Genomic DNA, 26,364 nt, shown 5'->3' with positions numbered 1-26,364 from the left:
CCGTGTGGGTGTCCCCATCTTCCGTCTGAAATGAATTTCAGGCCTTGTCCTTCTTAACAAATCAAGAAGTACATTTACCAATTCATGTAATTTAGATTTCAAAATTCTCATTAGTTTTAATATAACATATACTAAAATTGGGATGGGCCTTATGACATTAAATGTGTTGAAGGACAAATCAGGTAAGTCCTTAATGAGTTTTGTCCTTCATACGCCGGATGAAAGACAAATCAGGATCGTTTCCATTGAGATGAGTCATTCATAAGGTTTTCATTTTAAAAATCAATATTTATCATTAACAATGCCTTTATACAAAAGCTAAGATAATAGGAAAGAAAAAAACTTTCCATTATAATGATGATGATTATGCAAATAATTCTGCTAGAAAGAAGGTCTATTTATGCTTTTTTATATCATTGCTATTCTCGTTCTTATGATAGACCAGCTTTCTAAATATTTAATTCGTATTTACATTGGCATCAATGAAACATTTACATTTTGGGGCATGCAACTTACACACATCGAGAATAGCGGGATGGCAGGTGGATTATTTCCTGGCAATGCTCGGCTCTTCGGAGTTGCCGCTGTATTGTTCGTAATCGGTGTTTTATATATTCGCAGAAATGGAGAAATGAAGGGTGCACTCATTGATAGTAGTTTTGGATTCCTTGTCGGAGGAGCCATTGGAAATGGCATTGATCGGCTTATGTTTGGACAGGTGACAGATTTTATCCCTCGCTCTGGTGGAATTCTAAACGTGGCCGACCATGCTATTGAGATGGGGATGATACTGTTTATTATTTATGTTGTGGTTAGCTGGTGGAAAGATAAGCGTTAGATTATTCAGTTCAGAAATGGAGTAGTTCTTCCTGTATCGAATAAGGTATTATGGGGAACCTTCCAAAATATCAAAAGCTAACTATACTCCCATTCGAGTTCACCGTGACCTGTCCCAGTGCATTTTTTGCATGTACAAAAGCTGGTTGGATATATTAAGATTATACTTTTCGATAACTAGGGGGATATAAGTGAATTTACAATCTGGAACCTATTATTGGCCCATTACTTTTCCTGATGCTCCGTCATACCCAGCACTGGAAGAAGACCTATCTTGTGATGTATTAATCATTGGGGGAGGAAGTTCGGGAGCACAGTGTGCCTATTATCTTGCTGATGCTAATTTAGATGTGGTCGTAATTGAAAAATCAACAATTGGCAGCGGCAGTACCAGTACGAATACAGCTCTCATTCAATACTCCGGCGAAAAAATGTTTACAGATATGATCAACACTTTTGGGACCGATTACATAAAAAGGCATTTACAATTATTAAAAGAAGCCATTAATGAAATTGAAGCAGCCTCAAAGAAAGTCACCATTGATTGTGAGTTCAACAGAAGAGATACCCTATATTCGGCAAGCTGTGCAGAGGATGTTGAAAGTCTAAAAAAGGAATATGAATTTTTAAAGCAGCATAACTGTGACCTTGCTTTTTTAACAAAGGAAGAGATTGAAGAAAAATATCCCTTTAGCAGGGATGCCGCTATATACTCATACAATGATGCAGAAATTAACCCGTTTAGATTCACCCATGCACTAGTGGATTACGCAGCACAAAAAGGAATCCGTATATATGAAAATACAGAAAAGAATGGACACCATTACGATAAAGAACTAGGAAAGATGATTGTTTCGACAAAAAACAAGTGCTCTATACAAGCACGTTATGTTATTTTTGCGGCAGGTTATGAAGGAATGGAAATCAAAAAAGAGAAAAAAGCTTCCTTTGTCAGTACATATACGGTAACAACCAATCCAGTCGAGGATCTTTCCAAATGGTATAACAGGACACTTATTTGGGAAACCGCCCGCCCCTATTTATTTATGCGGACAACTAGAGATAATCGGATCATTATAGGCGGGCTTGATGATAATACTACATACGCTGAAGATCGTGATAGTAAACTGATTCACAAAAAGAATAAACTGATTGAAGAATTTAATAAAATGTTTCCAACTATTAAAGTACAACCAGAGTATTACTTAGCTGCATTTTATGGAGGGACATCAGATGGAATTCCGATTATTGGTAAATATGAAGAATATCCTAATAGCTATTTTCTATTTGCCTTTGGTGATAATGGGACAGTTTACAGCCAAGTACTGTCAAAGATTATTGTAGAGGAGATTGTTGAAGGAATCAGTCCAGATTTAGCTTTATACTTACAGGAACGCCCTTTGCTAAACAAAGGATAAGGAACCTTCATTAACATGATGAAGGACTAATCTGGAGATTTCTCAATGAAATTTGTCCTTCAAGTTTTACCAAGTTAATGACCCGTTATCCAATTGCCTTAAATAGTCGTCCAAGTTCTTTCATATCCTTAACCGACAGGATTTTCTCCGCCAAAGGAAATAGCACTTTTTCTTCCTTCGCAAAGTGTTGAGTTAAGGTAGCATGAGCTTGGACTGCGTATACGGTGATCCATTGTACATCGTTTTCATCAATGGAAGGTCCCTTCTTATCCGCTTCCGTTAAAAAATCCTGTAGATGCTGCTCCGCCTTCTCATGTTCAAATTCCATCACTTCGATGGTTCGATCATTCTCTCCGAGATGGCGGGTCATCATCAGGAACAATCCTTCTTCCTCACGTTTGGAATGTAACTTCAGCTTTTCATTAAAAGATGAAACTCTTTCATATAATTTCGCGAACATCTCTACCACTGCAGGACCCGTTTCAAAGTCTATATCTTCCGTGATCTCATAGAAATGATCCATGTCTGCCCGGAGCGACACATGCTCGTCCATTAATTGTTGCAATGGAGCACTAAATGCATCATTCGAAGCCCCCATCAATAATTCCCTCCTCAGCTGATCAGCATTCAACCTTATCATTCATCATGGTTTCGATCGCATCGCATTCATTTTTCTTTATTAAAGCATACGCCAAAAGGGGAGATATTATTGTGATGGGAAACACACCAAAACTGTCACATACACTTTATCCATTGTCCTCAAATTTTAAAAAGTGCCTGTCACCACTCGAATTATGTTGCATTCGACCGGGTGACAGGCACCTTTATTTACGATTAACTTTTATAAGCAAAATCCTCTATGATTTCGCAGCCTTTATTTTCGAGTTCCTTATCCACCCAAGACCGATCCCATAGGCCCATTTCGATTTGCTCCATCACTTCCTGCTCAACCTGATTTTGTTGTAATGATTTCTCTAATAGGTATAAGGCATCATCCGGTTTTATCACGACAATCCCATCCATATCGCAACAAAGGATATCTCCTGGATTAACAACCTGACCGCCGATACTAACAGGAACGTTTATTTCACCAGGTCCATTTTTATACGGTCCCTTTGGTTGTACTCCTCTTGCAAAGACACCGAACTCCATCTCTTGCACCGCTTCGACGTCCCGAATACAGCCATCAACGACAAATCCTTTTATCCCTCTCGACATGGCATATCTCATCATGACCTCACCCGTTAGAGAATGATTCATACTCCCTTCACCGTCCACGACAATGATATCTCCCGGTTGAGCTATGTCTAAGGCTTTATGAAACATAAGATTATCTCCAAGAGGTGCTTTCACCGTAATGGCTGAGCCTACCATTTTGATTCTATTAAAGGGCTTTATCCCTGTATCGACACATGAAATTCTCCCCATGTTATCCGCAATATTTGCGACAGGAATATCTTTAAACTTTTCCAACAATGCCCCAGGTGGTCGGTTTACCTTGGTATATATCCTAAATCCGGGTTTCATCCTAGCCATTCCTCCTCTTTAGAATCTATTACCATCCAAATACGCTTTTCAATTTAATCATAGATGCCTCTTGTTCTTTTAGATAATTCATATATTCTTCGCCTTTAATCCCATGAATCTCCACGCCAAGTTCAGCTAGTTTTTCAATATGTTCAGGATTGTTCATCGCCTTATCCATGGCAGTCTCCAATTCTTCTAGAATAGCCGGATCTACTCCTTTAGGTGCAGCAATTCCCCTGCTTAACAGTTTTTGGATGTCTGTATCAAAGACTTCATTGATAGCTGGAACATCCGGTAATTTAGGGAATCGGTCAGAACCAAGAACGGCTAACACTTTTAACTCTCCGCTTTCAATCAAATCTTTCGAAGATGAGTAATCAAGAAATCCTATATCGATATGCCCGCCAAGTAGTTGTGCGATTGCCTCTGCTCCTCCATTGCCATGAACAAATCGAATATTTGTCCCCAATTGATCATTAATCTGGACTCCGGCAAAGTGCGGAGAGGAACCAACACCACCGCTGCTGCCAGCGATTTCATTCTTTTTTGCATATTCGATGAATTCTTCAATATTGCTAAACCTTTTCTCATCACCTTTTACAACAATTAGCCCAGAATCTACATGGTGACTTACAATGTATTCAAAACTATCAAGTTTTTCTTGTCTGTTAGCAGTCGGGTTCAAATAGCCTGTGAAAATATTAGGGAAAACCATATAGCCAAGAGTATATCCATCTGGCTCACTATTTGCTAAATCTCCCCATCCTACCCAGCCACCGCCGCCAGTTTTGTTTTCGATAACAACGGAAACGCCTAATTCTTTTTCCAAATAAGGCTGAAGCGTTCTTGCCGCTAAATCAGTTCCTCCCCCAGGAGCGAATGGAACAATAAATCTTATTGGTTTTGTTGGCCACTCTATTTCTTCAGACGCCTGTTTTCCTGCCGTTTCCTCTTTTTTAGCGGGCCCACTCTGTGCACATCCCACAATGAGAATGGCAGATAATAACACTACGATTAAACTGATCAACTTCTTTTTCACGTATACCCCTCCGTTTTTAGTGAAATTTATTAAAATAGTAAAATACTTACCTACATCTCTACATCCTCAGTTCCAACCCGTTTTCCTAGTAAAGATGAAATAATACTGAAAAGAATCGAAACCAACGCGATACTTAATATGGTTGCAGATATGGGTCTAGTAAAGAATTGAGAAAATTCACCTTCAAACATGGTTAATGACTGAATTAAAGTTGTCTCTAAAAGGCTTCCCAACACGAAAGTTAAAATAATGGGAGCTAGCGGGAATTCTGCTTTTTTCAAAAAGTATCCCAATATTCCAAAAAATATCATGATGCCTACATCAAACAAATTATTTCGAATGCTATATGTTCCTAATATGGTAACCATCATGATGATAGGCAATAGCACCTTAAACGGAACATTGGTGATTTTTGCCCACATACCTGCCAATGGCCAGTTCATGATGAGTAAGATAGCGTTTCCAATAAACATACTGGCAACAATTCCCCATACGACCGTAGGATTGGTTTGGAATAAAGTGGGACCTGGTGTAAGACCATGCATGATAAATGCACCTAGTAATATAGCAATGGTAGGTGAAGTTGGAATCCCTAGTGTGAATAGTGGAATCAGTGCCCCGCCAGAGTAAGCATTGTTTGCCGTTTCCGGTCCAGCCACCCCTTCGATTGCGCCTTTACCGAATCGTGATGGATCCTTTGATAGCTTCTTCTCTATTGAATAACTAAGTATTGTTGGTATGACGGAGTTTAATCCTGGAACTAGCCCAAGTACAAAGCCCAGAACACTTCCACGTCCAATCGCTCTCATGGATGGACCCCATTCTTCTTTATTCGGCAATAACCCTTTCACCTTTAGGGGTGCTTCAGCTTTTGCACTAAAACTTTTTTCGGCGTTAAAAAACAGCTCTGAAAGTCCGAATAAACCCATGGCCATCGTGATAAATTCGATTCCGTTTGTTAAAGAAGTTTCACCGAAATTAAAGCGAATGTATCCGGAACTTGGATCTTGTCCGATAAAAGCGAGAGATAAACCAAAAAGTGCACCTAAGATTCCCTTCAAAAGGGATTTCCCCATTAAAGCAACTAATAGTGTTAACCCTAGAAGCAGCAGCGAAAAGTATTCTGGCGGTCCAAATTTTAGTGCCTGTTTGGCAATTAACGGCCCGATGAGAACTAAACCCGTAATCGCTATTATTCCTCCGATAAAGGAACCAATGGCAGCAATTCCAAGTACCGCTCCTGCTCTTCCCTGTCTAGCCAATGGATATCCATCTATACAGGTAATAACGGATGAGGCTTCACCTGGTGTATTAATTAGCACCGAAGTAATCGTACCCCCATACATGGACCCATAGTAGATCCCAGCTAACATGATGATGGCTGTAACAGGTTCAAGTGTGAAGGTTAGCGGTAACAGGAGTGCCGTCCCTGCAGCAGGTCCAAGTCCTGGGAGGACACCAACGAACATACCGAATAGAACCCCAATTCCACAGAATAATAGATTTTGCCATGTAAGTGCCGTCTCAAATCCTTGAAGTAAGTAGCTAAAAGCTTCCATTTTCCCCCTCCTACCAACCTAAGACATTTACAGGTATTGGAACCTGCAACAATGTACCAAAAATCCAGAACAAAATAAAAGATAGAATTGCAGAATAACCCAAACTCCAATACCACTTAAAACCACGGATAAAAAGGATGAACAAGGTAATCGTACTAGCCGTAATAAAACCGCTATAAGGAACTATCAGTAAAAACAGGATGGGTGCACCCATTGAAACCATTACATTAACAAATCCCTCACCCTTCGGAAGTATTTTGCTAATCGGGATATCCCCCTTCCTCATTACATGAATGATATACAGGACGGATAATATGATGATTAAGCCATTTATCCATAATGGGAGAAAACCTGGGCCTGGTCCATACTCACTGTAATATCCCATTCGTAAAGATTGCCAAAGCATAACGAAACTACATACAAGAAAGAAAATAGCCAAGATAAAACCTAATCCTAAACTTCTCACCATGCTCACTTCCTTACGAAAAGATTCGATTATTCTACAAAACGTTTATCATCAAGCAAATGGGAATCAATTTTTATTACTACTTTCTTGATTAAATCTGCGTTTCCTAAATGGCAGCATGGACGATGGATATCCTGTGGAAAAAAGATAGCAAACATATCACGCTTCAATTTAATAAAGGATTCATTTTCTACTGATTGGTAAAAGGCAATATCCCTTGTTTCGAAGTTGTCAATTGAAATAGGGTTTTGGGGATTCATTTTGCTTATCCCTAAAATTTCTTCTCTCCCTTTTACTAAATAATGAACATCAATGTATCGTAAGTGAGATTCAGGTTCAGTTTCAGCGATAGATTTCGTTTCAACCTCTTGGACTTGTGCAAAGATTTCATTCCCTTGAATCTCGTATTTTCCTGGCTTAAGTTCATCGAAATCCGTATTTTTGATGTACTCTATCCCCTTGTGTAGAGCTGTATGGAAAGCACTTTTTTCAAATTCCCAATTTTGTAAATCACTTATGATCATATTCTCTACTCTCCTTTTCTCCACAGGATTTTCTTATGATGAGTTTCGGATCAAACATCGTTGTTTCAGACTCTGAATTTTCTGAGGACTTAATTAGTTCGATTAATCGTTTTGCTGCCTTTTCCCCCATTTCATACGCAGGCTGATAGACAGTCGTTAATGGCGGTTCAACGAGCTCCGCCCAATCAGAATCGTCATAGCCAACAATAGCTATCTCTTGGGGAACTTTTAATCCAGATTCCTTTATGGCTTTCATGATTTCTAGATTTAAATTGTTGTTTGTCGAGATAATCGCATCAACTTTCTTTTCTTTAAGGACTTCAATGATTTTTTGCTTTGCTCTTCCTGGTTTTTCTTCTACAATCTCAACCCATCCAAGATTATTGCCATGAGCTTTTAACGTCATTTCAAATCCTGCAACCCGCTCATACCTTGGGCTGATCTCATTGGGAGGATAAACTACTAACATGATTCGTTCTTTACCTAGGGACAATAAATGTTCTGTTGCCAGCCATGCACCTTTTATATCATCCATTGCTACTGTGTTTAAAGATAAGTTCGGTGTTTTACGACTTATTGCTACAATCGGATACGAGCGTTTAATAAGTTCTTCATAGAATTCTTTATTATGAATGGTCGGACTCACAATAACCCCATCTACTTTTCTTTGGATAAAACTCTTGATTTGTTGAACCTCAATTTCAGGATCATCGCCTGTATTACTAATCATCAAACTATATCCTCTACTGCGACAAGCATCCTCTACCCCTTCAAGTACAGCTGACCAAAAGGGATGGAGTTTGGAGAGCACAATCCCGATGACATTTGTTGTTTTCTGTTTGAGCCCTTGAGCTAACGTGTTGGGCTGGTAATCTAATTCTTCAATAATTTTTAAGACACGTTCCTTGGTTTCTTTGTTCACCTTTCCATAGTTTCCATTAATAATTCTCGAAACAGTCGTTTTAGACACATTTGAAAGCCTTGCAATATCAGCAATCGTAATTTGTACTTTTTCCATGTTCATCACCTTCTATAATGATACGAATCCTATCTGCTAAACGCTCAATGAATAACCTGTGAATCTATTAAACCTAAAATTTGATAACGTTTCCAAAATTATAAAAACCTTTGATATCTTCTAGGACTAAATGCTTCTAATTGTAAAACAATTAGGTTTACCGGTTTCATAAAACTGCAAGAAAATTCCATTATTTTTCATATGTAAGGAAAATATTGGTTAACCGGTTTCATTATAGACCATACCTATCTCATATCAGTAACCCGTGGGATTATTAGTGTGAACTTTTATTGGTTAACCGGTTTCATATATTCCTTAGACAGAATATACTACATGGGTTTTAGGTATGTCAATTAGTTTTTTAAAAATATTCTCAATATTAACTCTATTAGCAATTGTTTTTGAAGCAGAAAAAGACACCCATAATGGGTGCCACAAATTTAGTATCTCCAAAGGATTCTCTTATAAACAGCCATTTCAGTGTAGATGCCGGTATCTACTGTCAACGCCAGGAATGTTCGGAACAAATGGAACCCTACCTATTGCAACAATATATTTTATGGTTTTTTAATTGACATCCTTCCCTACACCCATAAATTCCGCTTCTTGTTTAATATCCTGTGATGAGCTTCCGATAAGAACGGTAAATTTACCAGGTTCAGCAATCCATTTGTTTAATTTGTCGTCAAAGGCTGATAGAGCTCTTTTGTCTATTGTAAAGGTTACTTTTTTTGTTTGCCCGGGCTTTAAGAAAATCTTCTTAAAGCCTTTTAGCTCTTTAAAGGGTCGATCCAGTTTCGAATTTTGATCATGGATATATAGCTGAACGACTTCTTTTCCTGCTACCGGTCCAATGTTAGTAACATCCATCGATATTGATAGTGGCTCGTTCTTCGATAATAAGTACTTGGCTGAGCTTAATTTTAGATTTGAAAAGGCGAAGTCTGTATAACTAAGTCCATGGCCAAAAGGATAGGCGGGATTAATTTTTTTGGTATCATAAAAACGATAGCCAACATAGATTCCTTCGGTATAATGAACTACATTATTAATCGTATCACCTGGAAAATTTCCATAGGAAGGTACATCACTGTATTTTACAGGGAAGGTTACAGGAAGTTTTCCGGATGGATTTACTTTGCCGCTTAAAACATCTGCAATGGCATTGCCCCCTTCTTGTCCAGGCTGCCATGCAAGCAAAATCGAATCTGCATAATCACTCCAGTTTGCAACTTCAATTGGGGCACCAATATTTAAAACGACCACTAGCTTTTTCCCCTCTGCATGATAGGCTTCAGAAAGATCTTTAATAAGCTGAATCTCTTCCGGTTTCATACTCATATCAGGACGATCCGCACCTTCAGTCGATTGCCTTCCGATAAAAACCAAGCCAATATCCGTATTTTTTGCTAAATTCACAGCATCATTTTTACTTAATCCTTCTATCACCTTTTTTCCGTTTACCGAATCCACCACAGCATAATCCGCATTTTTTAGCCCCTGCACTAGTGAAACAACATTTTTTGGGTCCACATTAACCTTTGCGCTTCCTCCACCGCCAATAATAATTCCTAATTTACTTTGAGCAAGATCGACCACAGCATTTTCTCCCGCTACCCCTATCTTTTTGACTCCCTTAAACGGTAAGGATTTCTTTTCATTTTTCAGAAGCACCATCCCTTCAGGTGCCACCTCGCGATTGACCCGAGCCCCTTCTTTAGCTGTTTTTTTGGATAAGGCTGTTTTAGTTTGATAATCTACATTCTTATACTCGCCTTTGAAGGTGGGTGTCTTAATGATAAGCTTCAACATATTACGAACGCTTGAGTCTAGAGCCTCTTTACTAAGAATACCGTCTTGAATGGCCGCTTTTAATAATTCCGGAGATGGTGCTGAAGCTTTAGTGTACAACTCTTTACCTAACTCCGGCATAGGCAGTGGCCCTCTGTAATCTCCCGGCATAATTAAATCATTTCCTGCCTCCAAAGCGGCGACGGGATTCTTGACAGCCCACCAATCAGACATGACCAAACCATTAAAGCCCCACTCATCCCTAAGAATATCGGTTAAGATAGTACGATTCTGAGTTGCAAAAACACCATTTACGGCATTATAGGCACTCATCACGGTCCATGGTTTTGCTTGCTTAACGGCCATTTCAAATGCGGGAAGGTAGATTTCTCTTAAAGCCCGTTTCGGAACTACCGCATTGATTTTCGTTCTGTTCGTTTCCTGATTGTTCGCTGCATAATGTTTAATAGAAGTCCCAACACCTGTTTCTTGAACAGTGCGAATAAACTCAGTAGCCATAGATCCTGTTAGAAAAGGATCCTCCGAATAATATTCAAAATTCCTTCCACCTAACGGGTCACGTTGGATATTCTCACCTGGAGCCAGTAAGACATCCACTCCATATTCTCTTGCCTCCATGCCCATGGCTTTTGCCATTTTTTGCATTTGTTTAACATCCCATGTTGCAGAAAGTAAGGACGGGATTGGAAATGCGGTTGCAATTCTTGGCGGAGCTCCGGCAAAGAGACCTCCAATCCTTACACCAGCCGGCCCATCAGATAAGATAATCGATGGAATGCCCAAACGTGGAATAGACCGGGTAGAGCCGGCTACGCCATTAGGCCCAGGGTAACCTGCGCCAATCACCAATTGTACCTTTTCATCAATAGTCAATGATTTCATTACATTTTCAATTGATGCTTCATCGGTCAACTTCATAGGTTGAGTATTAATAAATGCCTTTGTCCTAGTTGCATTTTCCAATATAAGCCAACAAATTAAAATTGTTATTAATACTTTAATATTTCCTTTACCCAAAACCAATCCTCCTAGAAACTAGCTTATTTTTTGTCACTTCCCGCCTTCTTATATAGTTTTTGCAACCAATATGGTTTATTATTTGCTTCATCAGAAAGAATCAGAAACAATAAAGAACTCCCCAGTTATTGAGAAAGTGGACAAACCTGTGGCGCATGGGGAAGGTTTTGCTGCCTAATAGAGATAAAAGGTGCCAGGCACCCGCGATTATATCGAGGTTTTTTAAAAGAAAAAACCTAAATCACAAAATAGGAGACTTCAAAAGCTTCTCCTATTTGCAATTTAGGTTTTGCCTGAATGACCAGTAACAATCCATTTGGTTTTGCCTGTGTTCACTCAGTATTTTGAACTTCTGTCTATATTATAACCAAGAACTGATTGCTAACAATCGTTAATTAAATGCAATTTGTTCATTATCTATTGCTAGCACAATATTACTTAGAACCTAAAGCACCAACGACAGGATGTGGAACATAAGGCTCTTCCAAATATCCAACTTCTTCAGTAGTTAACTTAACCGATAAAGCACCGACCGAATCTTCAAGATGAGAAGTTTTCGTAGCACCAATAATAGGAGCTGTGACTGGTTCTTTCTGAAGCAGCCAAGCAAGTGCTATTTGGGATCTTGGCACACCATGTTTTTCTGCCAATTCCGCAACTCGTTCCACGACAAAACGGTCGTTATGTTCCGTTGAACCGTACTTAGATTTTTGAGTTCCATCCGTTTCAGAACGGAGAGTGTCTTCTGACCAATCACGGGTTAATCTACCTGATGCTAGAGGGCTGTAAGGAATCACGCCAATTTTTTCTTCCTTGCATAATGGTAGCATCTCCCGTTCCTCCTCACGGTATATGAGGTTAAGGTGATTTTGCATTGAAACGAAACGAGTCCACCCATTTTTCTCAGCTACATGGTTCGCCTTCAAAAACTGCCAGGCGTACATGGCTGATGCACCTATGTATCTTACCTTCCCAGCCTTCACTAAATCATGGAGTGCTTCCATCGTCTCTTCAATTGGTGTGTTGTAATCCCAGCGGTGAATTTGATACAGATCAACATAATCCGTTCCAAGTCGTTTAAGACTCTTATCAATTTCGCTCATAATAAGTTTTCGGGATAATCCTTTGCTGTTCGGACCTTTGCTGTTTAAATCTTTGCCCAACGGGAAATAAACCTTTGTTGCAATAACAATTTCATCTCGATTTGAAAAATTATTAAGAGCACGTCCAAGAAATTCTTCACTCGTTCCATCTGAGTAAACGTTCGCAGTATCAAAAAAATTGATCCCTACATCAAGAGCTTTTTTAATAACAGTTCGACTGCTCTCTTCATCAATAACCCAAGGGTGCATCCAACGTTCCTTTATCCCAAAACCCATACAACCAAGGCAAAGCCTAGATACATCTAATCCCGTGTTCCCAAGTTTTGTATATTCCATTTCAATTCCTCACTTTCCAAATGTTTTTAATCTCTCATTACTAGTATAAAAATATCCGTGATTCTTACAATTGTTAAATGAGTAAAAAATGTTTAATAATGAACAAAATCATGGAAATTGTTCATTATCATTATGAAAAGTGCAAAAAAAGTGCCAGGCACCAGCCATAAAGTTGGAAGGTCCCTGGCATTTTTATCTTTAATTTTTAGCGAATTGACCATCGACTTCGACGGTTTCAAATATATTAATAAAGGCTTTTTCATCATGGCTGCGGACAATTTTTTTAATTTGCATGGTTTCGTAACGTGTTACCACCATCATTAAAATCTGTTTTGGTTCATTTGTATAGCCGCCAAAACCTTCTGTGATAGTGATACCTCGATAGATTGATTCTAGTAAATCCCTTCGTATTAACTCTCCTTTTGTCGTCACAATCTGCATCGTTAATTTGATATGATTGGTATGAATGGTATCAATCATTTTACCGGTCAAATAGATCGACAACAGCGTATATAATGCAATATTCCAATTGAAAGCAGCACCAGAAATTAGAACAATGACGCCGTTCATCGCCGTCAGTAGAAGACCCACACTGACATTACTTGTTCGTGAAAGGATAATCGCAATGATATCCAATCCACCAGAGGTACCAGAGTATTTCAAGATCATTCCAACTCCAATGCCACCGATAATTCCACCAAAGATCGCCGACAGCAATATATTGTCTGTTACAGGAACAGTTGGCAAAAGATATAAGAAAACGGAGAGTGATACAACACAAATCAGTGTATTGAATGTAATCAACTTACCAAGTTTAAAGTATCCCAAAACAAGTAATGGAAGATTGAGCAAGAAATTCATTAAACCAATATCAAATGGAGTGACTAACCCAATCAAAATGGCAATACCACTTATTCCGCTGCTCAAAATCCCGTATGGCACCAGAAAGACATTAAAGCCAAATGCAACAATCAACGAACCAACGACGACAATTAAATTTTTCATAGCTATTGAACCCCCGTTTCTAGAAAAATAAGTTAAAACAATAAATAGATTAGATTTACGAGGATAGTCGATTTCGATAACGTTTGGCCTTATTATTATTTACAAAAAACTCGCCCCTAAAATAGGGACGAGTTTGTGCACGCGTTACCACCCATATTCCACTAGTTTCGCAAAAAGAAACAATCCGCTTTCAGTCAACGTACCATCATACGTGTTCCCTTATAACGGTGGAAAATCCATCAAAGCTTACTGTGTTTGCTTTGTATCTCGTAGATGATTTTCAGAAAAAAGTGTCCATCGGCTTTCACCAAGCACCCACTCTCTGGGAGCTGGACTCTATTCTTACTTTCTCTCGTCACTGATTTTTATTATTATAAGTAATCTACCAGAGGGAAAATAAGATTGTCAATATACTTTTCCAATATATCATTATTTTGAATATTACGGATTTAATTTCCAATTATAACAATTTTTTCTGCAAGCTATGTAACGTTTGATTTCTTCATTGAAACAAAACAAGTCGCACGATACCCATCGGTTCGCACGACTTGTTATTTTCTTCTTACTCATTTCCTCCTGGCAAGTGAACCCCGTATCTAGGAAGAATGGTTTCTTTAGTAAACACATCCACTTGACGAAGTGTTTCAACGATCGTCGGCATATCCAATGCCATTACAAGTTCATTAATCGCTTGAACACCCCTATCTGCAAATACTTCTCTTTCTTTAGGTGTTTTTAAAAGCGGTGTTGCCATATGGTCAGAAGGTTCGTTAAAGTAAGAACCTACTGCACCGGATTGATAAGCGTATTTTCCTAATACGTTTCCAGGATTCTTCCCCATCCCGGTTAACATATGCTGCACATCATACGTAACAGAATGAGATTCAGGTACATTCAACGGAACATCTTCTAATCTGCCTAATACTTTATAAGCGCCAATGGTCATATCATGAAAGGAATCCATCAGATTAATTTTGGCTGCCTCAGCAGCTTTTAAAACATCCATATACAGAGCAGGCACTTTTGTTTCATCAAAGAAATCACGCACCATTCCGCTAACTGTCATATGGGCCGGACCATGGCTAGTAATATAGATTTGTCGTCTAAAGCCTTGATTTAGTAATGACTTTGCAATCTTATCTAAATAAGCCATGCCATCTTTTATGCTCATTTGAATGGTTCCACGGCCAACAATCGTTCCGCCTGGGAAGAAATAAGGCAGGTTGTGTAAAACAAGCCCATCTGATTCTTCCGCCATTTTTAAAGCAATTGCTTCCGCTAATACAGTTTCAGAATCAAGCGGTAAAGCTCCGTGCGTTTCTGTAACTCCAACCGGAACATATATAATGTCATTTCGATTTAAGTATTCTTCAACTTCCCCATTGGTCATTTTTGAAAGAAATCTAGTACGCAATGTAAACCTCTCCTACCATTTCTTTTATTAAAGGAATCGCCTTATTTTTTAAGACGCTCTTCTTTCTTTTAATACAGCATACATTTCATTTGTGCTCTTTGAATTTAGGTTAAATATTAAACCTACTCCGATTAGGATAAGAATAAATGCAACAACTGGCATACCTGTGTACATTTTTAAGATACCTTCCGCCACTTCTTGTGGTTGTGATTTTGCACCAGATACAAAGCCAACCCATCCTAAAGAGTAACTTCCGACCGCTGCTCCTAATCCCATTCCTACTTTCCGAGCGAAAGAATAGAGGGAGTAAAGAGTTCCTTCAATTTTCTTACCAGTTTTGTACTCTGTATAATCGATACAGTCTGTAACCAATGCCCAAACAAGGATAACGAACACGGATGAACCGATTGTTGCGATATTATATAAGGCTGCAAATACATATACATTTTCAAAAGTAACCAAAGTCATTAAAGCAGATGCAACTAAACTGAAAGCAGATGTAGCCAGAATCAAGTTGCGTTTATTGAATTTTGCTACAAGTTTTGGAATGATTACGAATAACGCAAGGATAATTCCCATGCTAATGAAGGAGTTAATCGCAAAAGCACCAGGCATGTTGTAATACTCAGCAAATACATATGCAGCTAAAGTAGCAACACCAGAAATAATTAAGGTAGAACCGAGAGTTGCCACCATCATACCGATTAACGGTCTGTTAGAAAATGCCTCTTTAAATGCGTCCTTGAAATCGTAATCTGGTTTAGAACCAGTTGGCTTTTCATCACGGATACGTTCAGTTGTTAATTTTACAAGCCCAGTGTAGGATAATAATGATAAAATACTAAATACAATCGAAATATAGAAGAATGCTTCGGGAACGACATTCCCTGCTTTATCATAGATGAACATTGGAACAAACGATAAGAATCCAACGCCAACAATCATACCGCCGATTGAACGGGCACGAGATAATTTTGTTCGTTCAACAGGATCATTGGTGATAACAGATGCTAATGAACCATAAGGAATAGCATCAGCCGTATAAGCAACGCAGAAGAACAAATAAGCAGCTACTACCCAAATATGAGTTGCGGTAGATCCCCAACTTGAGATATCAGCAAAAGCGATTAAACATGCTGCAGCGAGTAACCATTTCGAAAAGCTGATCCAAGGCAAGAACTTATTTCCGGTTTTTCCTATTCTATAACGGTCCGTAATGGTACCCATAATTCCAGTCACAATTGCATCGAATATTTTACCGACTAAAAACATCGTCCCCATAAAGTAAGGGCTTACACCTAATACATAGGTACAAAACACGATAAAGAATGACCCGATATACAAGTTAACAAAACTTCCTCCAACATCTCCCAGCATATATCCAACTTGGTCTTTAACTCCAAACTTTTTCATGATTGACTCTCCCCTTTTTAACCGTTTACATTTTTGTGAAAAATTCGGTTTCTATCTATAAGCGCTTCAGCTAGTACTTGATTACAAGTATACATCGAATAGTAAAAACACTTTTGCACTACAATTGCACGTTTTTATAGTATAATTGCGCGAATGTTAGCAAAAAAATAGGCGCATGATTTTTCATGCGCCTCTACATATAGATATTGTTTATTTTTTAGTCTTCTTTTTATACTCTACAGGAGTGATTCCTTCTACCTCTTTGAAAAGTTTAGAAAAATACTGGGAGTTGCTAATCCCAACCATAATGGCAATTTCTGTCATGGTAAGATTAGAGAAAAGGATCAATTGTTTTGCTTCTTTTATTCTTCTCAGATTTCGAAAATGACTAATGGTTGTTCCTTTTTCTTTCTTAAAGGCGCGCATTAAATGGGAAGGGTGAACATGTATTTTCCCTGCCATTTCCTCCATCGAAATGTCCTCTGAAAAGTTCATTTCTATATAATTTTCGGCTTTCTCCACTATGGATAAGTTATCACTTTTAGATTTTCGGATGGTTGGATTGGAATACTCTGTTACCATATTGGAATGAATCGTATCCAGTTCTGATAGGGATTCGGCATGTTCAATCATAATTGCATATTTTTCCGATATAAAGTGGCATTGCCATGCACTTAACCCTCCCTTTTCGGCTGCATAACTATAAAGGGTATTATGTGATAATAGAATATTTTTGAGGGATCGAACTTTATTATTTGGGACTCTGTTAAGAATGTTTAATTTTTCATCGCTAAATTTCAGAGAACCTGCTCTTTCATATTCATCTATTATATCCCGATCACATAATTGAATTCCTTGTAGTAATTTCTCCCTTAGTTTATGGACAGCTTCAATGTATTCGGGCGAAGGTCCATTTCGGTTTATATAGGAATTTGGAGTATCTGATTGCCGATGTTCCTTCATTTAAGTCCCTGCCTTATGTAATTTGTCTAAGATTGTATCATATTATATTTTTCTTAGCGACTCTTTGTATTTAATTCTAGGAACTGTCCCTATTATCTGAGCAATTGAGCAAATGCGGTGATTCCCCTGGTGGGATAAAGCTTTAACGCACCGGAAGGCTGACCCCAAATCATTGTGGAATTAATTTTAACAGTTCTGGGAAGTATTCAAAAATGAGGTTTTACTCCAACCTAAACAAATATGGCAAGTATTTCATTCACTTAACTCTCATATGTATATTTAATAGGATAATTTATCTATACAGAATATGGGGGAATAGTATGAAAGTATTCAATAAAGTCATTGTCGTAACAGGTGCTGGTGGCGGGATTGGGAGAGAGCTCGTTAGCCAACTTCTAGAAAAAGGAGCAAAAGTCGCAGCCGTCATCCACAAAAACGGGCTAGAGGAAATACAGTCATTCGCAACAGTCTATGGCGACAAAATCTCGACACACAAGGCTAATTTAGCTAACAGAAATGATGTGGAAAAGCTTCCAGAAGAAATCATTGCCAAACACGGATACATAGATGGAATTATAAATAATGCTGGAATTCTTCAACAGTTTCATAGCGTGAATGATCTTGATTATGAACAAATTCAAAGGGTCATGGATGTCAACTTTTACGGTACGCTCTATATGTGTAAATCGTTTTTACCACACCTTTTAAATCGACCAGAGGCTCATATTACCAATATATCAAGCATGGGTGGATTTCTTCCTGTGCCGCTTCAATCTATTTACACAGTTTCAAAAGCAGCAGTCAAAATGTTAACAGAAGGCCTCCATTTAGAACTGAGAGATACGAATGTAGGTGTTACCATTGTCTTTCCTGGTGGAGTCGATACGAACATCGTCCAAAATTCGGGAATTGAGATAAAAGGTGCTAACAACCATTCTTATAAGATGCTCAGCCCAAATAAAGCAGCTGCCATCATTATTAAAGGGATGGAAAATAAAAGATATCGAGTAGTAGCCGGAAACGATGCAAAAATAATGGACTTTTTATATCGTTTGAATCCGAAAGAAGCAACGGACATCATTGCTAAAAAGATAAAAACACTGTAGAGAAACGAATGCCCTTTTACTAAATCACCGGATTCACCAAAAAAGAAGGTTCTTCTGGCATACATCTAAACCGCGAGAACCGTCCCAGTGGCTCACCCGAATTAAGCTCTCCATATTTCAAGTCTTAGCTTATGCCTTCACATGTTCATTGAACCTAAGCTTTATTTTTTGTTCTCCTACAAATCATAATAGATTCAATACTAAAAAAATAAACTATTGATTGTCAGTGCATACTGCCAATCAGTAGTTTCCTAATTTCCGAAAATAGCGGCATACTGATTTTGCAAAACAAATCGATTATCTAGCCATCCTAATGTGTTTAAAAAATACCCTAAAGAATCTGCATTATATCGTCCTGCAATTTTTTGATACGCCAAAAGCTCATACACTTTATTTGAATCAAAATCTACAGGATATAAGCCACTTAGAGGATTTACAAAACCAGTAATAGGGCTTTTCAGTTTGCCGTTTTCATCATATATTTCATTTAAATAGTCAGAACCTTTTGTTGATATGTCTATGATGTACTTTTTATTGTTTATCTTGCTAACAACTTCTACTTTGTAATTATCTTGATAACTAACCTCATATTGGTATTGCTCATTATATACATTGAAATCAAATAGTAATTGTGGTGTATTTTCCACAAAGGAATAAACATAATGGTACATGATTCCCCCGCTGCCGCCAGTAGCTATACTGATTAAAATATCATCTACACCATTGCCAGTAAAATCCCCTAAAAATATAGTAGGATTGTAGCCAGCATTTTCTCGAAGTGGAACACTTTTTACGCTGCCAGTTCTTCCATCTTGAACGAGCAGAGTAATATTTTGAGTAAATGGACTAGCTGGTGTCTTTATTCCAGTTAAGTAGACATAATCAGCAACTCTATCCCCAGTAACATCACCACTTGCAAACGCAACAACACTTGGCTGATTCGCAGTTGTCCTAGAATAATAGTTATACATAATAACATACTCCTCTTCTCGATGATCATCATCATTTTCTATCGGTTTTGCTAACCCTTATTAAGTACTATCTAATCATCTTTATCATAAAATTTATAAGGCCACCTGAATTAATATTTGAATATTATACGCTCCCCGCTTTCAAAGTTTCCGGAGGATTGAATTACATTAATGTTTGATCAAAATGGAGGAAAAAAAATGAAAAAATACGGTTCTTTTTCTGGTACGGTTACGGTGATTCAAGATTATTTAGTAGGTTCAGATGAGGAATTAAATGGGTGTTTTAAATTAATGTCCATTTTAGGAGCAGATGGTTCAATCGTAAATTTCGTAATTAGCCCAACAACTTATTTTCTAGACCATGTTATGGTTTCAGTTGGGGATATTGTAACGGGTTATTATGATGTCAATTTACCTGTCATTCTTATTTACCCACCACAATATCAAGCCCTCATAATCGTAAAAGACAACGCTTATCAAAATGTAAAAGTAGACTATTTTAACAGGCAGCTGGTGAGTAGTGATGGTCAACTACAATTGAATATTTCTAGTTATTCTCCAATATTGTTACAAAACGACCAACCCTTCACATTGAATCCTGCAAACCGAAATCTGCTTGTTGTATATGGTCCTGCAACATTTAGCATTCCTGCACAAACCACTCCCAATAAAATCATTGTTTTGTGTTAAACGCAATTAGAAAAATTCAAGGGGCGTACTAGAGGTCTACTTGGGAAATATAAAAAACGCTCCTTACAATAATGTAAGAAGCGTTTATCAATATTTTTGCGATTGTGTCATCATTTTTGTAATCTTAATTTTTATTTATTATTCCTTTCCGCTAACTCTTTGACAATTTGCGGATATTTTTCATCTAGATCATATTTTCGTAAAAGCAAATAGGTAATGATGAACAAAGCTAGTGGCGTATATACAGTCAACACCAATATACTAGTAATGGCTGAATCTGGTTGTGATGTCAATGCACCGTCATAGTTACCAAACGCCAGAATCCATCCAATCATCGCTGCGGCTAAGCCACTTCCGATTTTCACACCAAAGCTGTTTGCACTGTTAACCATACCTACTAATCTTTTCCCAGATTGCCACTCCCCATATTCAACCGTATTATTCACTAATACTCCACCAACTGCCATCATTGGAATGGTGGCAAATGTAGCAATGCCTCCTAAAATTAATGCTGCCATAAAGCTGTATGGCATAAAGCAGCGAATCAGGGTAGCTAATATACCTAAGACTAAACCAATCCGCGCGGTTTTCGTAAGACCAAACTTTTTGATCATCGGACCTACTAGTGCAAAACCAAGAAATACTGGGATTAATCCAACTGCACCCATGATCCCAACTAAGTTTTCATTTCCAAGAATATATTTTGTATAGTAGACACCTGTTGATCCAGATAGGACATACATCATATTGATAAATAATTGCGCGAATAACATAATGACCCAGTACTTGTTCTTAAATAATAATTTAATACTTTCCAAGAAGGAGACGTTCTCCTCTTTTACATCTTGAGTTTCTTCGTGATTTTGTTCCTTTGAAGCAAGAAACGTAAAGTACAATGAGAGGCTGGATAAGATACCTAATATTACTGCAACCTTAATCCAGGCAGATTGGTCGCCGCCTAACATATTTGTTACAGGAATTAATATAATCGCGATAATCATTCCAATGATATATCCAAATACGGAACGAGTGATTCCCATTTTCCCGCGCTCTTCTGAACTCCTAGTACGCATCGCCATTAAACTTCCATATGGAATTGCAATAGCAGTATACATGATAGCGGTTGCAAATGTAACCGTTACAAGAGCATAAATAGTCTTCGTAGTGGATGAAGCATCTGATGGTACTGTAAAAAGTAAAATAATAGCTAATAATGTAGGGATAGCCGTCCATAACATCCAAGGGCGAGCCTTACCGTATTTAGACTTCGTCGCATCCACTACCTTTCCCATCGCAAGATCGGTAATCGCATCAATTATTCTTGTAACTAACATAATGGTACCAACTGTTGCTGCTGCTATCCCAACTTTATCCGTATAAAAATAGGTTAGCATCCCGATTAGACCATTAATAGAGTTTAACGCAACTTGTCCTGCTCCATCACCAAGATAATGATGCAGCCTCATCGTTTTTTGGATACCTTGGGAATCTAGACCCAGCTCTTTTTTCTTTTTTGAACTTGGCTTAATGGGATTGCTATTTAAAATTTCCTCTTCCATTTTCACACGAATTCCCCCTAATATTTTTTAAAGGGACGAGCAAAAAACTTCCTGCTCGTTCCTTTTCTTCTATTATAGAACCCCTTTAAATCGTAATTTCTGTTGTGTTAAGAGTATCAAGCACCATTTTAAATAACGTTTCGGTTTCTCCTGGTGCAGTAGCCAATATTTCACTTATAGATAACTGATAGGCGAACTCTATCATCGGGTGATTCAACATTTCTGGTGCATATTGATTTAAGATTTGTAATGCCACCGGTTCATCCAGAATCTCCTTCAGAGTAGAATCCATTGAAAATCTGTCTCTTTCCAAATTGGTTTCCGTCTCATAGTCAAAATGGTATGAACCTGAACCAACCTCAATTGGGTTCTCCTTCTCTGGTAAATAAACTAGAGCCGTTGTATTGGCAGGAATCAAAATATCTACTGTTATCCTTTTACCCCTGCATATCCAGGCACTTTTAATTTCTCCATATACCGAGTTGAAGGTGGCTTCCACAGAGGTGATACCCTTGATAAATTGAGGTTTTAATAAAATCTTTTTGTAACCCGGCTCTAATTGGTTGATACCTGCAAGCTTCCGGTACATCCATTCTCCAATAGACCCATAGGCATAGTGATTCAATGAGTTCATGCCCGAAGTATCAAAATCACCGTTTGGTAAAATAGAATTCCAGCGTTCCCAGATGGTTGTCGCTCCTTTTTTAACAGCATAAAGCCATGAAGGAAAATCCTCTTTTAAAAATAATGTTCCAGCTAGATCATGGAGATTGTTTTCCGACAATGCAGGCAAAAGGTAAGGAGTCCCTACAAAACCAGTAGTAAGATGGTTTTTATGGTTGGCAATATTCTTTTCCAATGATTTTAAGATTCGCTCCCGATACTTTTCTTCTGCCAAATCAAAATGAAGGGCCACTACACACCCTGTCTGCGTTTCACTGACCATACGGCCCGAAGCGGTAATATATTCGTGATTGAATGCTTTTTTAATACTTTGATATAATTCTTTATATTTCCGTTCATCATCAGGCTTGTTCAGAACGTTGGCTGTTTTTCTGACAATATTGGTGGAGTAGGCATAATAGGCATTGGCAACTAGGTATTTGTCGGTTGCACCGGTTCTTTCTGTGCTTCCTTCTTCCTTGTCCAGTCCCAGCCAATCCCCGTACTGAAATCCATCCTGCCATAGTCCATTCGTACCGCAGCGGGCTGTTATGTAGTCCACCCAGCCCTTCATGCTTTCATATTGTTCTTCTAAAATCCTTTTATCTCCATAGGTTTCATATATAACCCATGGTATGATTACTGCAGCATCACTCCAAGCCGCCGCCCCATCCTGGTTCCCTAAAATATTGGGAACAACATGTGGTACACCAAATTCCTCGGTCTGTTCGGATGCTAAATCATGGAGCCATTTCGTAAAGAACGATGCCACATTCATGTTAAAGGCTGCCGTTCCTGCAAACACCTGAGCATCCCCTGTCCACCCAAGCCTTTCATCCCGTTGCGGACAGTCTGTAGGAATATCAAGAAAATTCCCTCTCTGGCTCCATAAAATATTACTATATAGCTGATTGACCAGCGGGTTCGATGAGGTAAAAGTTCCAGTCTCCTCCATTTGCGTATGCAAAACACAGGCTGTAAAGTTCTCTAAGTTGATTTCATCTAAGCCCTCAACCGCAATATATCGAAAACCATGAAAGGTGAAATGCGGCAGAAAAGTCTGCTCTTCACCATTGCAGATAAATTGATCAATCGATATTGCCTGACGTAGCGTTTCTGGATAAAAGTTCCCGTCTTTATCTAAAACCTCTGCATGGCGAATGGTAACTTTCTGCCCTGGCTTCCCTTTTACCTTTAATTCAACAAACCCTGTTAGGTTCTGGCCAAAATCTATGACCTGCTCCTCTTTTGGTGTAAAGAATAGCTTTCTCGCTGGAATCCGTTTTGTAATCCTGACGGGTTCACTTTCCTGACCTACAATTCGTTCCTTATCAAAGGAAGTGAGGATTGCTCTTGAATCATTTTCATCCTGATAGCAAGAATCTATGGTTTCCCCCATGTATATTTCACTGCTGCGGATTTTTCCAGTGGTGACCTTCCAGCTTTCATCTGTTTTAATGATTTCTGTTGTCCCGTCTGCGTATGTTATATGGATTTCTAAAAGTGCCGCTACTCTGTCTCCATAATGATTCGGAGTGCAGGTAAAACCAAAGATTCCTTTATACCATCCGTTCCCCACTGTAATTTCAAGCTTATTCTGTTCATGGAGCATTCCATCCGCCTGATACGTTTGGTATTGAAGCCGTTTATCATAGTTGGTCCACCCTGGTGCAAAGTAGGTATCCCCTACTTTTTCACCGTTGAGTTTTATTTCATAAACTCCTAGTGCAGTTGCATAGATTCGTACTTTCTTAATCTTCTTTTCTGCCTTAAATTCTTTTGTAAAAACAGGACAGGCTGTTTCTTCTGCCGAGAGATCATGTGTGATCCAATCCGCCCTAAAGTTTGTCCCTTTTAGGAGACCGGTTTCAAATCTTCCATAAGCAATTCCTCGATTTCCTTTGTTATCCCAAACCTCAACCTGAACTTGATACAACGTGCATGACTCTAGTTCTGGGCCGGCATATTCTATTAAGACAGAAGAGGAGCTATCCGCTTCACCGGTATCCCATACTTTTTCTTCTTCTTTTGTAACGACAATACGGTACGCCGTTTGCAGGACGTTCTTTTCTTCAGAAGCTATTTTCCAGGATATCCTTGGCTTTTTAACGTCCAGTCCTAATGGGTTTTCCTGATACTCAATTCGCAAATCTTTTATTTCCATAGTCCATATTTCCTTTCATCGTTTTTCAATGATTTTAAAATCAATTCATATTTGTTATCGCTTTCTAAATTCATTTTAATTCTTATCTATCGTTTATTATGGTAATTTCATTTTTCTTTTGGTAATTTAATTAAAACATTGAAAATATTTATTCTTATTCCTTTTAGTAAAAAAAGACTGTTAAGATTTACTCAACAGTCTTTTGCAAACGATTTTAGATGATACTTATCATTACCTCTTATACTCTTTAAGAATACTTTTGTCATAGTAATTGGCTTCGTCTTTGTCATGCAGCGGATACCACACTTGTGCAAAGAAAGGATTCCTTTTTGCTTCTTCATCATAATTCCATGGAGCAGGCAAACATTCAGGGCACCAGTGGCCTCCTAAAAGTACAAGGGCAGGACTTGCCTCAAATTTATGGCCAAAGGTACAGCACCAGTGTAGTTTGGTATATAAATCACCTTTTCCCATTGTTTCCGATAAACATTGTCCTCCCCTAAACTTGGCTGCTTGTTTTATATCCTCTATATCCAGCTCTGATTTAGGTTTGTTTTCGTCGTAGCCATGGCTAAGGCGGACTGCCTTTTTAGAAGGTTCAACTACTTCGTATTCATTCCAGCTCGGAATCTCTTCCCACTTTTCCATTGAACCAAAGAAAGCCGTAATCCGGTCTTTTACATTATTTTTTATCCAATACATCGGACCAAGTTCCCTATTTGCCACAGGTTCCATGATCAATTTCTTAATAAAAAGTGCTGGGACAAATTTAGCCAATTTCATTTTAAATGGGGCATTTTCTGTCATTTCCGCAATAAACTCATCTGCGCTTCCACTCCTGAAGTGAAGATAGTCCTCTAACACATCGGAATCTTCATACCATTGGCCATGAAAATTCCTTGTTGCAAACCAGTTTAAGTCTGTCACTTTTTTAACATCCATTCCCAAAGCCGAAAAGCTTTTTTCCATAAACTCAAAATTAGTTGTCCGATATTTCTGCCCGCCGCCAATGTTATAAATCCTTCTCCAAAATTCTTCAGGAATGTCCTCATTACAAACATTCGCCAAAAGCCTCCCTGAATCATGAACCGTAACCCACTCAAATACACCATTTATTGGTTCGTGAAACATAATGGGGTCTAGACTATCCAACATCCGACTATAAAGAACTCCTGTCTGTCGTAAAGATACCCAGTATTTCAAACCAGATTCAATCACCTCCCGTTCGGCAATCGTTTTCGAAATTGCATAGTTGTCATAAACACTGATATTGATAGGGTCACCTGTCCTGCCCCAATGAATAGGAGGATTTCGATCCCCGGTTTCCGCTACTGTACCGATATAAATCAGTTTAATCTCATCTGGATTTGGCTGAGCTTTTATCGCTTTAATAATATTTTTGACCGCACCAACATTTACTTGAGTTGTCAATTCAGGACGATAGTCTGCAGTGGGAGAGACTAATCCGCCAACATGAAGGACATAATCAGCCCCCTTTACACCTCTTAATACATCATCATAATTCGTTAAATCTCCCCAAATGATTTTTACATCTGGGTCTTTTTCATATGGAGACATGATCGATTTATCTTGTTCCGTCTGCAATACCAACGCCACAATATTAAAATGCTCTCTCCTTTCAAGCAATTGTTTCAAGCCTGCGGATCCCATGTTCCCAGAAGCACCTGTTAAAAATACCGTTTTTTTACTTGTCATACCCCTCACTTCTTTCCAAGTTTCCTATTTTCAAAATTCATGAT

The 26,364-nt window shown here is 38.4% G+C and carries 21 protein-coding genes and 1 other annotated feature; of the genes, 4 read left to right on the top strand and 17 right to left on the bottom strand.

All coding sequences use genetic code 11. From position 1 onward, the window contains the following. The first annotated feature begins 400 nt into the window (after window positions 1–400). Entirely contained in the window at window positions 401–838 is a 438-nt protein-coding gene (locus tag ABC255_RS11950; RefSeq protein ID WP_412993718.1) for a signal peptidase II, read from the top strand. 190 nt (window positions 839–1,028) lie between these two features. Further along, window positions 1,029–2,255 carry an NAD(P)/FAD-dependent oxidoreductase gene (locus tag ABC255_RS11945; protein WP_412993716.1) on the top strand — a complete coding sequence of 409 codons (1,227 nt, stop codon included), beginning with the start codon at window positions 1,029–1,031 and terminating at the stop codon, window positions 2,253–2,255. Window positions 2,256–2,340: 85 nt separating this feature from the next. On the opposite strand, the gene ABC255_RS11940 is transcribed toward ABC255_RS11945, so the two are convergent. The 13 genes from ABC255_RS11940 to ABC255_RS11880 all read right to left on the bottom strand — a co-directional run bounded on the left by ABC255_RS11940 (window position 2,341) and on the right by ABC255_RS11880 (window position 17,451). Then, window positions 2,341–2,853 (bottom strand): hemerythrin domain-containing protein, encoded by a 513-nt coding sequence (locus ABC255_RS11940; protein WP_412993714.1) that lies wholly within the window; start codon window positions 2,851–2,853, stop codon window positions 2,341–2,343. A gap of 236 nt (window positions 2,854–3,089) precedes the next feature. After that, window positions 3,090–3,782, bottom strand: coding sequence for an RraA family protein (locus ABC255_RS11935; RefSeq protein WP_412993713.1), 693 nt, complete (start codon window positions 3,780–3,782; stop codon window positions 3,090–3,092). 28 nt (window positions 3,783–3,810) lie between these two features. Continuing rightward, entirely contained in the window at window positions 3,811–4,821 is a 1,011-nt protein-coding gene (locus tag ABC255_RS11930; RefSeq protein ID WP_412993712.1) for a tripartite tricarboxylate transporter substrate binding protein, read from the bottom strand. A gap of 50 nt (window positions 4,822–4,871) precedes the next feature. Further along, window positions 4,872–6,380 carry a tripartite tricarboxylate transporter permease gene (locus ABC255_RS11925; RefSeq protein ID WP_412993710.1) on the bottom strand — a complete coding sequence of 503 codons (1,509 nt, stop codon included), beginning with the start codon at window positions 6,378–6,380 and terminating at the stop codon, window positions 4,872–4,874. Window positions 6,381–6,390: 10 nt separating this feature from the next. Further along, window positions 6,391–6,849: a tripartite tricarboxylate transporter TctB family protein gene (locus ABC255_RS11920; protein ID WP_412993708.1), complete on the bottom strand. Its 459-nt coding sequence runs from the start codon at window positions 6,847–6,849 to the stop codon at window positions 6,391–6,393. A 26-nt stretch (window positions 6,850–6,875) separates the two neighbouring features. After that, complete coding sequence (locus tag ABC255_RS11915) at window positions 6,876–7,370, bottom strand: NanQ anomerase/TabA/YiaL family protein (RefSeq protein ID WP_412993707.1); 495 nt, start codon at window positions 7,368–7,370, stop codon at window positions 6,876–6,878. After that, the gene (locus ABC255_RS11910; RefSeq protein ID WP_412993705.1) at window positions 7,357–8,388 is read right to left on the bottom strand and encodes a LacI family DNA-binding transcriptional regulator; all 1,032 of its coding nucleotides are present in this window, start codon (window positions 8,386–8,388) and stop codon (window positions 7,357–7,359) included. Before ABC255_RS11910 ends, ABC255_RS11915 begins: the two co-directional genes overlap by 14 nt. Window positions 8,389–8,955: 567 nt before the next feature. Continuing rightward, window positions 8,956–11,217 (bottom strand): glycoside hydrolase family 3 C-terminal domain-containing protein, encoded by a 2,262-nt coding sequence (locus ABC255_RS11905; RefSeq protein WP_412993703.1) that lies wholly within the window; start codon window positions 11,215–11,217, stop codon window positions 8,956–8,958. A gap of 434 nt (window positions 11,218–11,651) precedes the next feature. Beyond that, window positions 11,652–12,656: an aldo/keto reductase gene (locus tag ABC255_RS11900; RefSeq protein WP_412993701.1), complete on the bottom strand. Its 1,005-nt coding sequence runs from the start codon at window positions 12,654–12,656 to the stop codon at window positions 11,652–11,654. 198 nt (window positions 12,657–12,854) lie between these two features. Beyond that, window positions 12,855–13,661: a YitT family protein gene (locus ABC255_RS11895; RefSeq protein ID WP_412993700.1), complete on the bottom strand. Its 807-nt coding sequence runs from the start codon at window positions 13,659–13,661 to the stop codon at window positions 12,855–12,857. Between the two features lie 120 nt (window positions 13,662–13,781). After that, window positions 13,782–14,029 (bottom strand) — a binding site (T-box leader). A gap of 194 nt (window positions 14,030–14,223) precedes the next feature. Continuing rightward, complete coding sequence (locus ABC255_RS11890) at window positions 14,224–15,075, bottom strand: creatininase family protein (RefSeq protein ID WP_412993698.1); 852 nt, start codon at window positions 15,073–15,075, stop codon at window positions 14,224–14,226. 48 nt (window positions 15,076–15,123) lie between these two features. Continuing rightward, a complete protein-coding gene (locus tag ABC255_RS11885) occupies window positions 15,124–16,488 on the bottom strand; it encodes an MFS transporter (protein WP_412993696.1) in 1,365 nt (454 codons plus the stop codon). Window positions 16,489–16,698: 210 nt separating this feature from the next. Continuing rightward, a complete protein-coding gene (locus ABC255_RS11880; RefSeq protein ID WP_412993695.1) occupies window positions 16,699–17,451 on the bottom strand; it encodes a helix-turn-helix transcriptional regulator in 753 nt (250 codons plus the stop codon). Window positions 17,452–17,771: 320 nt separating this feature from the next. Here ABC255_RS11880 and ABC255_RS11875 point away from each other — a divergent pair, with 320 nt between their 5' ends. Beyond that, complete coding sequence (locus tag ABC255_RS11875; RefSeq protein WP_412993693.1) at window positions 17,772–18,557, top strand: SDR family NAD(P)-dependent oxidoreductase; 786 nt, start codon at window positions 17,772–17,774, stop codon at window positions 18,555–18,557. Window positions 18,558–18,808: 251 nt separating this feature from the next. Here ABC255_RS11875 and ABC255_RS11870 read toward each other — a convergent pair whose 3' ends face one another. After that, the gene (locus tag ABC255_RS11870; RefSeq protein ID WP_412993691.1) at window positions 18,809–19,528 is read right to left on the bottom strand and encodes a VCBS repeat-containing protein; all 720 of its coding nucleotides are present in this window, start codon (window positions 19,526–19,528) and stop codon (window positions 18,809–18,811) included. A 198-nt stretch (window positions 19,529–19,726) separates the two neighbouring features. Between ABC255_RS11870 and ABC255_RS11865 the strand changes: the two genes are divergently transcribed. Then, window positions 19,727–20,218, top strand: coding sequence for a hypothetical protein (locus tag ABC255_RS11865; protein ID WP_412993689.1), 492 nt, complete (start codon window positions 19,727–19,729; stop codon window positions 20,216–20,218). A 131-nt stretch (window positions 20,219–20,349) separates the two neighbouring features. Here the strand turns inward: ABC255_RS11865 and ABC255_RS11860 are convergent, their stop codons facing one another. The 3 genes from ABC255_RS11860 to ABC255_RS11850 all read right to left on the bottom strand — a co-directional run bounded on the left by ABC255_RS11860 (window position 20,350) and on the right by ABC255_RS11850 (window position 26,320). Next, complete coding sequence (locus ABC255_RS11860) at window positions 20,350–21,777, bottom strand: MFS transporter (protein WP_412998544.1); 1,428 nt, start codon at window positions 21,775–21,777, stop codon at window positions 20,350–20,352. An 85-nt stretch (window positions 21,778–21,862) separates the two neighbouring features. After that, window positions 21,863–24,604, bottom strand: coding sequence for a family 78 glycoside hydrolase catalytic domain (locus ABC255_RS11855; protein ID WP_412993687.1), 2,742 nt, complete (start codon window positions 24,602–24,604; stop codon window positions 21,863–21,865). 231 nt (window positions 24,605–24,835) lie between these two features. Continuing rightward, window positions 24,836–26,320 (bottom strand): NAD-dependent epimerase/dehydratase family protein, encoded by a 1,485-nt coding sequence (locus ABC255_RS11850; protein ID WP_412993685.1) that lies wholly within the window; start codon window positions 26,318–26,320, stop codon window positions 24,836–24,838. Between the last annotated feature and the right edge of the window lie 44 nt (window positions 26,321–26,364).

Origin of the sequence: Neobacillus canaveralius, from assembly GCF_047237705.1 — a bacterium.
Lineage (GTDB): Bacteria > Bacillota > Bacilli > Bacillales > Cytobacillaceae > Neobacillus > Neobacillus niacini_K.
The sequence above is the reverse complement of the archived record's forward strand: the minus strand, read 5'-3'. Positions and strand labels throughout refer to the sequence as shown.